At 69.9% G+C, this 12,507-nt stretch carries 6 protein-coding genes; 2 read left to right on the top strand and 4 right to left on the bottom strand.

Translation table 11 applies throughout. The features are described from left to right. Nucleotides 1–34 precede the first annotated feature (34 nt). Together pbpC and ACMG4O_RS07565 are read right to left on the bottom strand one after the other, a co-directional pair. Nucleotides 35–2,263 (bottom strand): penicillin-binding protein 1C, encoded by a 2,229-nt coding sequence (gene pbpC, locus ACMG4O_RS07570; RefSeq protein WP_414434860.1) that lies wholly within the window; start codon nt 2,261–2,263, stop codon nt 35–37. 103 nt (nt 2,264–2,366) lie between these two features. Continuing rightward, nucleotides 2,367–7,973: an alpha-2-macroglobulin family protein gene (locus ACMG4O_RS07565; protein WP_414434789.1), complete on the bottom strand. Its 5,607-nt coding sequence runs from the start codon at nt 7,971–7,973 to the stop codon at nt 2,367–2,369. A 159-nt stretch (nt 7,974–8,132) separates the two neighbouring features. On the opposite strand from ACMG4O_RS07565, the gene ACMG4O_RS07560 reads away from it, so the two are divergent. Beyond that, the gene (locus ACMG4O_RS07560) at nt 8,133–9,164 is read left to right on the top strand and encodes a DUF3080 family protein (RefSeq protein WP_414434788.1); all 1,032 of its coding nucleotides are present in this window, start codon (nt 8,133–8,135) and stop codon (nt 9,162–9,164) included. A 219-nt stretch (nt 9,165–9,383) separates the two neighbouring features. Here the strand turns inward: ACMG4O_RS07560 and ACMG4O_RS07555 are convergent, their stop codons facing one another. Both ACMG4O_RS07555 and ACMG4O_RS07550 read right to left on the bottom strand, forming a co-directional pair. Further along, nucleotides 9,384–9,944 carry an HNH endonuclease gene (locus tag ACMG4O_RS07555; RefSeq protein WP_194856729.1) on the bottom strand — a complete coding sequence of 187 codons (561 nt, stop codon included), beginning with the start codon at nt 9,942–9,944 and terminating at the stop codon, nt 9,384–9,386. A 260-nt stretch (nt 9,945–10,204) separates the two neighbouring features. Further along, nucleotides 10,205–10,810: a DUF3047 domain-containing protein gene (locus ACMG4O_RS07550; protein ID WP_414434787.1), complete on the bottom strand. Its 606-nt coding sequence runs from the start codon at nt 10,808–10,810 to the stop codon at nt 10,205–10,207. Nucleotides 10,811–10,872: 62 nt separating this feature from the next. Here ACMG4O_RS07550 and ACMG4O_RS07545 point away from each other — a divergent pair, with 62 nt between their 5' ends. Next, nucleotides 10,873–12,468, top strand: coding sequence for a GMC family oxidoreductase (locus tag ACMG4O_RS07545; RefSeq protein ID WP_414434786.1), 1,596 nt, complete (start codon nt 10,873–10,875; stop codon nt 12,466–12,468). Nucleotides 12,469–12,507: the final 39 nt, after the last annotated feature.

Genomic DNA, 12,507 nt, shown 5'->3' with positions numbered 1-12,507 from the left:
AGAGCCGTGGCGAATGGCGGGTGAAGACGGCGGGTCAGTGATCGCCCAGCACTTTGAAACGGCGTTGCAAGCGGAAGCCCTGGTCGTCCACCAGGGTGAGGGTGTGCCAGCCCGGCGACGCCCGCAGGGCCCACTCATGGAAGTGGTCGGTGCGGCCCAGGTACTGGTCGTCCAGGTGCCAGAACAGGCTGGCGCCGGGCCGCTCGTGGACCACCCGGAATACCGCCCGGCCGCGCTCGCCGCCCAGTTCGCGGGGGATGAACAGGCCGGCGCCGGCGTGCGGGTAGATCACCGCCATGGGCGGCGTGGTGTCCAGGGCCCGGGCGCCGGCGGCGCAGTCCGCCCGCCAGGCCGGCAGGGGCCGGTAGTCCGGGTGGCGCTGGCGATAGAACCAGGCCTGGGCCGGCGGCAGCACGAACCAGTCCCGCGCGCGCATATTGGCCACCGACTCGCAGCCGCTGTGCACGCGCTGGCCGTTGGCGTCCAGGTGCACGCGGCGGTGGTGCGGGGTGACGGTCTGGAAGTGACTGTGCAGGGGCGCCAGCACGTCTTCCGCCCGGCAGCGGCCGCCGGCCAGATAGCCGTCGTCGACGCAGGCGCGCACGGTTTTCAGATCGTTGAGCGGCGCCGCCGGCCAGGGCTCGGTGCCGAGCAGGCTGAACACGTCCAGCATCAGCGGCGCGGCGGTGTCCGCGCCGCCCAGGTGCGGCGCCGGTTCGCCGTTGCCGTTGCCGGCCCACACGCCCACCGTGTAGCGGCCGTTGCTGCCGATTGCCCAGGCATCGCGCAGGCCGTAGCTGGTGCCGGTCTTCCAGGCGATCGGCTGGCTGGAGCGGTACAGCCGCCATTGCCGGGCGGTGCCCGGGCGCGCCACCTCGCGCAGGGCGTCCAGGGTGAGCCAGGCGGCGCCGGGGCTGATCGGGAACGGCGCCGCCACCGGATGCACGCCGGACAACAGCGCCGCCGGCGGCGCGGCGCCGTCCCGGGCGGTGGCGATCAGCCGCGCGTAGATGCCGGTGAGTTCCATCAGGGTGCCTTCCGCGCCGCCCAACACCAGGGTCAGCCCGTAGCCGTCGGCGGGCCGGAACAGCGTGGTCATGCCCAGCGCCCGCAGCTGATCGTGGAACCGGCCCACCCCGTAGCGGCGCAGCATGCGCACCGCCGGCACGTTCAGGGAGCGGGCCAGCGCCTCGTGGGCGGGCACCGCGCCGCGGTACTCGCGGTCGAAGTTTTCCGGGCTGTAGCCGCCGTAATTGGTGGGCAGGTCGGACACCAGGGTGCCCGGCAGCAGCTGCCCGGCGTCCAGCATCGAGCCGTACAGCAGCGGCTTGAGCACGCTGCCGGTGGAGCGCGGCCGGGCGGCGATGTCGACGGCGGCGCCGTAGGTGAGCGGGTCGCCGTGGTTGACGTTGCCCAGGTAGGCGCGCACCGCCATCGCCCGGTGGTCGATCACCACCACCGCCAGGTTGTGCACGCCCTGGCGCCCCAGCCGCTGGCCGTGGTGGTCGGCGAGGTCGCGCACCCGGCGTTGCAGGTCCGCGTCCAGGGTGGTGCGCAGCAGCGGCGCGCCGCCGCCGGCGGTGAGCGTATCCAGCAACCGGGGCGCCAGCGACGGCAACGCCTGGACCCGGGGCAGCGGCTCGAGACGGGCCAGGGCCAGGTCGTCCCGGTCCAGCGCGCCCTGCTCTCGCAGCGTTTCCAGCAGACGGTCGCGCTTGGCGCGCAGCCGTTCCCGGTCGCGCCCGGGATGAATCAGCGCCGGGCTGTTGGGCAGCACCGCCAGCAACGCCGCTTCCGCCCAGCTGAGCTGCTCCGGCGGCCGCTGAAAATAGCGCCAGGCGGCGGCGCGCAGGCCCACGGTGTTGCCGCCGAACGGCGCGCGGCTGGCGTACTGGCGCAGGATCTCGTCCTTATCCAGGTGCCACTCCAGCTGCAGCGCTAGCACCGCTTCGCGGGCTTTTTCCGGGAAGGTGCGCGGCGGGTCGGCGCGCAGCAGGCGGGCCAGCTGCATGGTCAGGGTGGAACCGCCGCTGACCACCCGGCCGGCGGCCAGATTGTCGCGGGCGGCGCGCAGCACCGCCAGCGGGTCCACGCCGGGGTGGGCTTCGAAGCGGCGGTCCTCGAAGGTGAGAAGCGCCCGGCGATACTTGTCCGGCACCCGCGCCACCGGGGCGAAGCGCCACTGCTGGTCGGCGGCGATGCGCGCCGCCAGCGGCCGTCCCTGCCGGTCCAGCATCAGGGTGGCGTAGTCGCCGGCCCTCAGCGCGGCGGGCAGCGGCGCGAACTGCAGAAACGCCAGCCCGGCCAGCAGCGCCAGGGCGGCGCCGGCCAGGGCCCACCGCCGGAGGCGGCCTGTAAAACGCCCCTTAATCGCGGATCACCTCCACCCACTGGCCTTTATTGCGGGCGCGGGTATCGCCCTGGTACATGGCCTCCACCTGCCAGCCCGGCAGATAGAAACGCCCGGCGAAGGTGGCATTCAGCCCCAGGGTGTATTCCCGCGCCTCGCCGGCGGCCAGCGAGAAGTAACTGAGCACCCGGTCGTCGCGGATGTCCCGGTAATCCAGCGGCGCCGCCTGTTCATCGCCGGCGAGACGGCTGTCGGTGATCTGCCAGCCGGACGGGATCACCTGGGTCAGGGCCAGGTTGTCCAGGTCGCGGCCGCTGTTATTGACGACGCGCACCCGGGCGCGGAAATCAGTGCCCTGGGACAGGCTGCCCGGATCCAGGGGCCGGCCGTCCAGGGTCAGGAAGCGGGCCTCAAGCCCGAGCCCCTGGGCGGCGGCCTGCTCCTGGCCCGGCGCCGGCGTGCCCCGGGTGGTCACCGAGGCGAACAGGCGGCGTTCGCTGTCGTTGCGCACCGCCAGCTCGACGCCCTCGCCGTCCAGCGACAGCGTCTGGCGGAACACCGGCGCCTGGGATTGGATTTCCTGCCAGTCACCGTCGCCCCGGCGCCACGCGAACCGGTAGCCGTCACCGGCGTCGCCGGAGCCGGCGAAGCGGGCCATGGCCATCAGCGCCCAGGCGGTGCTCTGGGTGGAATACCACTGCTGGGAGGCCAGCCGGCCGGCGATCGCCTCGGCCTGGCGCCAGGCGCCGTCGCTGTCGCCGCGGGCGTCGCGCACCAGCAGCTCGATGGCCTGGTCACGCAGCGCCGAGCCATAGGTGGGGCCCGGGCGGTCGTAGTTCGAGGGCGCGTCGGCGTCGGCGATCAGTTCGCCGGCCACGTCGTTCAGACCCATCTGTTGGTAGGCGGCGGCCAGCAGCCAGCGCGCGGCCTGGTAGCCGGGCTGCCGGCTGTCGCCGTCCGCCCGGGCGGACAGCGCTTCGCGCAGGCGGTTCTGGGCGCCCACCTCCGGCTCGCCGGCCAGCGCCAGGGTGTAGAGGCGGTAGGCCTGGCCGGCCCACTGCCAGGGCTCGCCGCCCGGGTTGCGTCCCACACGGCGTTGGTAGTCGGCCCAGTCTTCCAGCATGCCGGCGGGCACCGCGAAGCCCTGACGGCGCGCTTCCAGCAGGAAGTGACCGGCGTAGGAGGTGCCCCAGTCGTCGGCCACGGCGGCCCCGGGCCAGTAGGCGAAAGCGCCGTCACCGAGCTGGAAGCGGCGCAGCCGTTGGATGGCCGCTTCCACGTTGCTCTGAATGCGGGCGCGCTGCTCGTCGTCGAGGGCGATCAGCCGCGACAGATAGAGCTGCGGCAGGGCCGCCGACACGGTCTGCTCCACGCAGCCGTGGGGGTAACCCAGCAGGTATTCCAGGCGCCGTTCCAGGCCCATGGCCGGCAGGCTGCTCACGGTCAGCCGGCTTTGGTTGGTACCGGGCAGACCGTGGGCGCGGTGCCGCTGCGACCAGGTCTCGCCGGCGGCCAGCAGGCGCCCGGCGTCACGGACGGTGGGCGGGTTGGCGGCGCGCACCGGCAGGTGCACGGTTTCGCTGGCGCGGTAGCCCTCGCCCTCATGCTCCTTGGCACGGGCGGACACGGTCACCGTGGCGGTGCCGGTACGCTCGTCGGTTTTCAGGCCCAGCTCGGCGATCCGTTCGCCGCTCTCCTGGAAATCCAATTCGGCGCTCTGCTCGTCCGGCCGGTCGCTTAACGAGATCGGGCCCTCCACGTCGGCGGACACTGTCACCGGGCCCAGGCCGTCTTCGGCGGCGAACAGGGTGACCGGCAGGGCCAGGGTTTCGCCCGGCCCCAGCACCCGCGGCAGCGACGACAGCAGGGTCAGCGGCTGAGTGACGGTGACGTTCTTGTCCGCCTCGCCGTAGGCGTGGCCGTCGCCGGCCACCACCATCACCCGCACCTGGCCCATATAGGCGGGCAGTTCGATGTCGTGGTCGGCGGTCTCGCCCTTGGCCAGTTGGAACGGCCCGCTGAAACGGACCACCGGCGGGAAGCGGCGGCGCTGTTGCTCGCTGCCATCGCGCAACGCGTCGGAACCGCCCAGCGCCAGCATCTGATCCAGTTCGCCGCCGTAGGCGCCCACCACCTGATCGAACAGGTCCCAGGTCAGCACGCCCAGGGCCTCGCGCTGGTAAAACGCCTGGTGCGGGCGCGGCGTGGCGAAACCGGTGATGCCCAGCAGCCCCTCGTCGACCACCGCCAGGGTGTAGGTCATGGGCCGTCCGCGGCGCTCGGAGACCGCCACCGCCAGGGTGCTTTCCGGGCGTACCTCACTTTCCGCGCGGATGTCCGGCATCAGGCGGGTGGCCGGGTCGTCCACCAGCAGCGGCGCGATGCCGTAGAGGCGGATCGGCCGGTCGTTGTCGCGTCCGGCGTGGGGCTGCAGCAACGCCACGTGGACATACACATTGGGCGCCATGGCGGCGGTGACCGGCACTTCCAGAGTCAGGGTGTCGCCCTGCTCGCCGGCTTCCAGCCAGTAGTGGTCGAGCACCCGGGCGCCGTTTTCCAGGCTCACCAGCAGGCGGCCCTGGCCGCTCACCGGCACCTGCACGCGGGCGGTGTCGCCCACCTGATACTGCTCCCGGTCGGTGCTCAGCGACAGCCGGGTGGCGGCGTCGCCCTGGGCGCCGCGTTCGCCGCTCCAGCCCAGATAGAGGGTGCGGCTGACGCAGTGGCGGCCGTCGCTCTGGCAGACCCGCAGCAGGTGCCGGCCCCATTCGTAATCGGCGCCGGCCAGGGTCCACTGGGCGCGCCCGTCGGCGTCGGTGGTGAGGGTGTCCTGGCGCAGTTTTTCGGTGTGCGGGTCGCTGATGAAGTTGGTCAGGTTGTCGTCGCCGCGGTCCCACCACCAGCGCCAGTCGATGCGGTAGAGGCTCAGGGTCAGGTCGCGGCCGGCCTCGGGCTTGCCGTCCTGGTCCAGCGTCAGGAAGCCGATCTCGTGGTCCCGGTCGCGGCCCAGGGCGCCGCCCCAGCCGTCGCCTTCCGGCACGCGCATGCCGACCCAGTGCCGGTAGGGGCGCACCGGCACCCGGCGCACCTGGGTGCTGTAGTCGCCGCTGTTTTCGAACACCCGGGTGGTGAGCGTGGCGGCGGCCATGCCCGGCGGGGTCAGCTCCGGCAGATCGAGCGGGAAGCGCGCGTCGCCCTGGTTGTCGAGCTTGCCTTCAAAGGCCGTGAACGGCTCGGCGCCTAGGCTGCGGGTGGGGTCGTCGAAGGCGAAGCCGTCGTAGCCTTCAAAGGTGGTGGCGGCGTTGCTCAGGCTCGCTTTGACGTCGGCTTTCAGGCCGCCGGCGCGGGCGCCGTTGAGCCACTGGCTGTGCAGGGTCACCGGGTTGACGGTGCCGGCGTCCAGGGCGTCGGGCAGGTCCAGCTCGATGCTCAGCCGGTTGGGCTTGATCGCCTCGACCCGCAGTGCGGTGTCGAAGTAACGCTCGCCGACCCGCGCCACCGCGCGCCAGTTGCCGGTGGGCGCGTCCTCGGCGGTGCTCAGGGTGAAGGTGTAGAACTGCCCCACCGGCTCGCTGTTGGTGTATTCGGCCACCTTGTCGCCGCGCGGGTCGAACCAGTCCAGGGTCAGCGGGTGGTCGTCGGGAATACGATCGTCGGCGTCGTCGAGCATAAAGGTGAGATGGATGTCGTCGCCCGGGCGCCATACGTCCCGTTCGCCGTAGAAGAAGCCCTTGAGGCCGTCGCGCACCCGCTCGCCGCCGGTGTTGAACTGGTTGGTGGGCAGCGCCTGGTTGCGCGCCAGTTTCAGGTAGCCGCGGTCGTCGCCATGGTGGGCGACCAGATAAAACGGTGTGCCGTCCACGCCCAGGGTGGCTTCGCCGTCGCTGTTGGTGGTGCCCTCGGCGAGCTGCTGGTGCTGGTAGTTGTGCACGGTGACGCGCACGCCGCTGGCCGGCGCGTTGCTGTCCAGATGGGTGGCCACCACGATCAGCCGGTCGTCCTCGCCCTGCTTGGCGATCAGGCCCAGGTTGGAGGCCAGGAAGGAACGCGAGGATTCGGCGCGCTCGTTGTACTGGTAGTAGGCGTCGGCGCAGGGGTTGTCGCGCTCCTGCCAGCTCAGGTAGCCGGCGTTGTCGTAGTAGCGGCGCAGGCGGTCACCACCCTCGTCCTGGCCCGGTCCTTCGAAGTTGTCCGGCAGCTCGGCGGTGCGGCTCGGCCCCTCGCCCTGACATTGGTAGTCGATGGTGTCGGCGTCGATCTTCAGGGTCAGGCGCACCAGACCGTTGGAGTGGCGCGCCATCAATTCGCTGAGATCCAACCGGTAACGCTGCCAGTCGCCGTCGCCGTCCGGCGGCAGGCTCAGGGTCTTCTGCCACAGGTAGCGGCCGTGGCGGGTGTCCGCGTAATCGGCGTTGAGGTCGTTGTTCTGCAGATAGCCGGCGATGTTGTCGGCGAACACTTCGAACGCCTGCACCTTCACCGCGCGGGTGCCCACCGCCTCGAACGGCACGCTGAGAGTTTCGCCGGCGGGCAGGATCACGCCGTCGCCGACGAAGCGAACGCCGGGTTTGGCCACGCGCAGCACCAGATCCTGGCTGAACTCGCGGTCCAGGCGGGCCCGTGACGCGTTGCGCAGGCCGGCGCCGACGGTCAGGGTTACGGCGCCGTCGTCTCCGGCCTCGCCGCCGGGGTAAACCAGCAGCCGGCTGCCGTCGATGCGCACGCGGGCCTCCTCGCCGTTGACTTGCACCAGACCGGCGGTGTCCTGGCTGCCCATCAGCGGCTGCGAAAACTGCACGCGGATGTGCGGCTGCGGGTAACTGAGGGTGCGCGCGGCGGTCACCAGGAAGGCGCCCTCGGCCGGTACCGGGTACTCCCGTTCACCGCTCTCCTCCACCGCCAGCGGCTCGCCGTCCCAGCGCAGCACCACCGGCGCCGGTTCGCCGTCGCGGCGAATACCGCCGATCCGGAACCCGTGGCTGAGCCCGGCGGCGCCGTGGTGCCATTCAATCTCCAGGCGCCGGTCCGCCTGGGTGGCGGTGACCGCCGACTGGACCGCCAGCGGGTCGGCCTGATCGGCGGTGGTGAGCTCGCCGTCCAGCCGCATGCGGGCCGGCGCCTCGTCCACCGGCGCCAGGGCATCCACCCGCAGGCTCAGTTGCTGGCGCAGTACGGTCAGCGGCAGCTTCAGCGGTGGCAGGCCGTCGTCAACCCCGGACAGCTCCTGGGGAAACAGCGTCAGCGTCAATTCCCGGCCCCGTTCCAGCGGCGCGTCGGGGCGGATTTCCAGGCGGTCGCGGGCGGTGAACACCGCCTTGAAACCGACCTCCGGCGCCAGACGGGCGACGCCTTCGGCGGGCTGTTCCAGTGCCTCCTCGGCGACCACCGGGTGGGTGAAACGCACCACCAGCGGCGCGCGGGCGCTCACTGCGCCGGTGGGCCAGCTGTCCAGGTGGCTGCGCCAGCGGCTGTCCATGGGCGCGGCGTCTTCGCCGTCGCTGGCCGGGGAAGAGGTTGCCGGGGAAGCCTCCCCGCTGGAGGACGCCGGGCCGGGTTCCTCGGCGGTGTCGCAGGCCAGCAGGGAGAGGGCCAGAAACAGCACGCCTAAGTGTTGTAATCGCATTCCTTTGACCGCCTTGGGCTTATTGTTACGGGGCACGTTTTGTCACGGGGAGAGTGTTTCCGGAAAAGGTAGCACAGTTGCCAAAGGCCGCCCTCCTCGCACAAGGTAAAATCGTACTGAAATGCAGCGGGACCCGCGCCCCATGACACAGACCGCGCCATGAAGAAAACCGTATTGGCGGTTGCGCTGATCGCCCTGGCGGCCACCGCCGGCCTGGCGCTGTGGCCCGAAGACCCGGTGGCCGCCCGCTGGCAGGACTACCTGGCCCGCCTGGAACGCCTCACCCGGCAGCCGGTGCCGCCGGCGGCCGCCCTGGAGCTGCGGCCCTACCCGGGCAACGCGGCGCTGCGCCGCCCGCTGCCGGACCTGCGTACCGGGCTGCTCAACTATCTGGGTTTGCGCCATTGCGACCTGATGTCGCTGGTCAGTGAGCGCAACAGCGCCCTGGGCAAGTTGCGCAGCGCCTCCCTGCGGCTGGATTACGAGCTCACCTTTATTGAACGGGGGCAACGCTGTCTGAACGGCGCAGCCCTGGAAGACCCGGAACTGATCGGCCTGTTGGAACGCACCCTGGAGGTAAAAAGAGAGAGCCTCGGCGACCTGTTCTGGAACGCCACCTGGGCCAGCGATGAGTTGCGGGGCTTTCTGAACCAGTCGCCGGGCCCGGCCGGCGATTCCGCCCTGGGCCTGGAAGCCCTGGGCGGCCTGGCGAGCGCCGGGCGGGCGCTGCGTGAGTCGCCGCCGCCGGATGCCCTGCCCGACCTGGAACGGCACCTGGCCACCCTGGCCGGTGGCGCCGCCGGCGGCGCGGTGCTGCGCGAGATCGCCGCCGCCCGGGTGGCCCTGGGGCAGGCCCTGGGCATGCTCGAGTCGCTGGACGAGGACAGCCTCTGCCCGCGGGGCCGGGCCAGCCAAAGGGCGCGCTACCTGCGCAACCTTTTGGATAGCGTCTACGGACAGGAGGTACAACCGTATCTGGCGGAACTGGACCGCCGCCAGCGCCGTCTGGGCGAGCGCCTGCGGGCGCTGCGGGCCGCCAGCAGCGGCACCAACCCGGCGCTGGACCGGTGGCTGGACCACTATTTCGGGCCCCGGGGCCAGTCGGCGCGCCTGGACCGGGCCCTGCGGGCCCACACCGAGCGCTGGCAGACCGTGCTCGGGGCCTGCGGCCTGATGCCCGGCGGCGGCTGATCAGCGACGGTGAATTATTGGCCAACGAAGCGTTTGTGAACGGCTGCACAGCTAATGTTTTTGAAATCGGTCACAGACATACTCTCATTCGTCGGCGAGGTCCCATCCGTCGACTAGCGGAGTACTGCTCCGTGATAGCTCTCCCGAGCCAAACGATTCATCGGCGTCCTCTGGACGCCGTTTTTTTTGGGTGGCTGATGGAGACAAGAGCATCGCCTGTCACAACATCCGGCTGTTCTTGCCGAACTGGCTGCGCAGGAACGCCATCTGATCGCCGCGGATGCGGTGGCTGTTAATCAGCGCCAGGTATTCCGCCATGTTCGGCACATAGGGCAGCGCCAGCAGTTCCATGTTGATCTCTTCCGGCAGGCGGTCGCCTTTGTGCTGATTGCAGCGCCGGCAGGCGGCGACCACGTTGAGCCAGTTGTCCTTGCCACCCCGCGAGGTGGGCCGGATATGGTCGCGGGTGAGCAGGGCTTCCGGGTAGGGTTTGCCGCAATACAGACAAAGATGCTGGTCACGACGGAACAGCGCGCGGTTGGTGAGCGGCGGGCGGGTGCGGCGGCGCGGGCTGGCGATGCCGTCGCAGGCGATGATGGAGTGCAGGGACAGCCGTGACCGGTCGCCGGTCAGGCGGCACATGCCCCCGCGCAGGTTGTAAATCACGTCGCCCAGGGTCCAGGTCACCAGACCCCGGGCGTAGAGCACCGCGGCGGCCTGCCAGTCCAGCCACTCCACCGGCGTGCCCGCCTTGTCCAACCGCAAAATACGCTCACTCATAGGCACCTTCGCCTGTTCCGACGTTTTTCTTCCGCGTTCCGCGGAGTCATGAAAGTCTTTAAGCGTGACGATTCTGCGACAGGGGGCGGGCGGCGGTGAGAAAAGGCACCGGCGCCAGGCCTCGAAAGCACGCGCCGGCGGGTGGCGCGGGTACTGTCCTGATCTCTGATTAATCGACCCCGGCCGGCTAATCAGAAAACAGGTAAGGAAAAACGACTGCCTGAATAATAAACAGCCTTAATCCGGATCCGCAACCGTGATTACCGTTCAGGGGGCCGGGCGTGTTGCGGCTGAGCGGAAAAAGAAGGCAGTTCATAGCAGGCTTCTGCGACCACGCCGGTGTTGTCGGTGTCGGTCATGATCGCCACCGCGTCCACGCTGTCCACTTCCATATCGTGGAAGCGCTTGAAATCAGCGGCCACGTCGCGGCTGAACCCGCGCCACGGCCCGGCTGCGCCGTCCGGCCCCTGGACCACCACCATTTCCGCTTGCCCGGCATAGGGGTTGGGCCAGTGGCTGCCCGGCGGGTGCGAGCGCGACCAGACGTAATTGATCGCCCGGGTGCGCCAGGGCACCCAGCCCTCCTTGATCACATAGACCCGCGCCAGAAAATCATCGCCCTGCTTGCTGCGCTCGTCCGCCGCCGGCCAGGCCGGCGTTTCAGCGGCCCGCCAGCGCCAGTTCAACCAGGGCGTGCGGGCCAGATTCACCGCCTGTTCGCGCACCAGACCCGAGGCGCTGGCTTCCGCCCTGGCCCGCCAGCAACCGGCATCGGTGAGCCGATAGCGGGTCTCGCCCTCGAAGGCCACGTGCCGCCAGTCCGGCGGCGGCTCCGCATTGGCCGTGGCGCGGATACACAGGGTCAATAACAGGAGCGCGCTACAGGCTGTATAGTGGTTGAAATAGGCATTGAACATAGGCGAGCGGCATGCAGTTTGATTATGTGATCGTGGGCGCCGGCTCCGCCGGTTGCGTCCTGGCCAACCGGCTGTCCGAGAACCCCAACACCCGTGTTTGTCTGCTGGAAGCGGGCCCCGCGGACAACAGCCTGTTTATTCGCATCCCCGCCGGGATCATCTGGCTGATGCGCTCCAACGCCCGCAACTGGCGCTATTACACGGTACCGCAGAAAGCGCTCAATAACCGTGAAATTTATATTCCCCGCGGCAAGACCCTGGGCGGCTCCTCGGCGGTGAACGCCATGTGCTACACGCGCGGCCACCCCTGGGATTACGACCACTGGGAATCGCTCGGCAACCCCGGCTGGGGCTACAAGGACGTGCTGCCGCTGTTCAAGCGTTGTGAAAACTACGAGCCCGGCGGTGAAGGCCCGTTCCACGGGGTCAACGGCAACCTCAACATCGCCGAGCTGAAATTCCGCCACCCGGTCAGCGAGGCGTTCGTGACCGCCGGGGTCCAGGCCGGCCACCCGGCCACCGATGACTTCAACAACGACACCCAGGAAGGGATGTCGATGTACAAGGTCAACCAGAAGGACGGCGAACGCTGGGGCGTGGCCCGCGGCTATCTGCACCCGGCCATGGAACGGGACAACCTGACGGTGATGACCGGGGCCCTGGTGCACCGGGTCCGCTTCGACGGCAAACGCGCCACCGGTGTGGAGGTGGAGCACAAGGGCGGCATGCACACCATCGAGGCCGGCGAGGTGATCCTGTCCGGCGGCGCCATCAACTCGCCGCAGTTGCTGCAGCTGTCCGGGGTCGGCGATCCGCAGGAACTGAAACGCCACGGTATCGACCCGGTGCACGAGCTGCCCGGCGTCGGCGGCAACCTGCAGGACCACCCGGACGTGTTGGTGATCCACCGCAACCGGCGCCGCGACACCTTCACCATGGGCTCCTGGGAGCTGCCGTTCACCGGCGCCAAGGCGGTGTGGGATTTCTTCACCAAACGCAGCGGCCAGTTGACCTCCAACGTGGCGGAGGCCGGCGGCTTCATTAAATCGCGGCCGGAGGAAGAGCGCCCGGACCTGCAGTTGCATCTGACCGCCGCCAAACTGGACAACCACGGCCTCAACTGGATGTTCAGCATGGGCCACGGTTACTCCGGCCACGTCTGCATTCTGCGCCCGAAGAGCCGCGGCACCATCCGTCTGCGTGATGCGGACCCGCGCAGCCCGGCGCTGATCGACCCGCGCTTCCTGGAGCACCCGGACGATATGGAAGGCATGGTGCGCGGCGTCAAGGCAATGCGCGAGATCATGGCCCAGGACGCGCTGGCGCCCTGGCGTGGCGAGGAACTGGCCCCCGGCGCCGACGTGCAGAGCGACGAACAGATCCGCGCCTTCCTGCGCCGCAAGTGCGACAACATTTACCACCCGGTGGGCACCTGCAAGATGGGCGTCGACGACCAGGCGGTGGTGGACCCGGACCTGAAAGTGCACGGCCTGGAAGGCCTGCGCGTGGTGGACGCCTCGATCATGCCGACGCTGATCGGCGGCAACACCAATGCGCCCACGGTGATGATCGCGGAAAAAGCCGCCGACAAGATTCTCGGCGTCTGATTTCATCGCACTGTAACGCCCTCCTCCCAGACTGCGTTC

It is taken from the genome of Alloalcanivorax venustensis (assembly GCF_047495515.1).
In the GTDB taxonomy this organism is placed as follows: domain Bacteria; phylum Pseudomonadota; class Gammaproteobacteria; order Pseudomonadales; family Alcanivoracaceae; genus Alloalcanivorax; species Alloalcanivorax venustensis.
Note: the sequence above shows the minus strand (reverse complement) of the source record. Positions and strands in the feature narration are given on the sequence as shown.

Coding starts and splice junctions, on each gene's coding strand:
- ACMG4O_RS07565 (WP_414434789.1), bottom strand. CDS start 7,973: ATGCGATTACAACACTTAGGCGTGCTGTTTCTGGCCCTCTCCCTGCTG.
- ACMG4O_RS07560 (WP_414434788.1), top strand. CDS start 8,133: ATGAAGAAAACCGTATTGGCGGTTGCGCTGATCGCCCTGGCGGCCACC.
- ACMG4O_RS07555 (WP_194856729.1), bottom strand. CDS start 9,944: ATGAGTGAGCGTATTTTGCGGTTGGACAAGGCGGGCACGCCGGTGGAG.
- ACMG4O_RS07545 (WP_414434786.1), top strand. CDS start 10,873: ATGCAGTTTGATTATGTGATCGTGGGCGCCGGCTCCGCCGGTTGCGTC.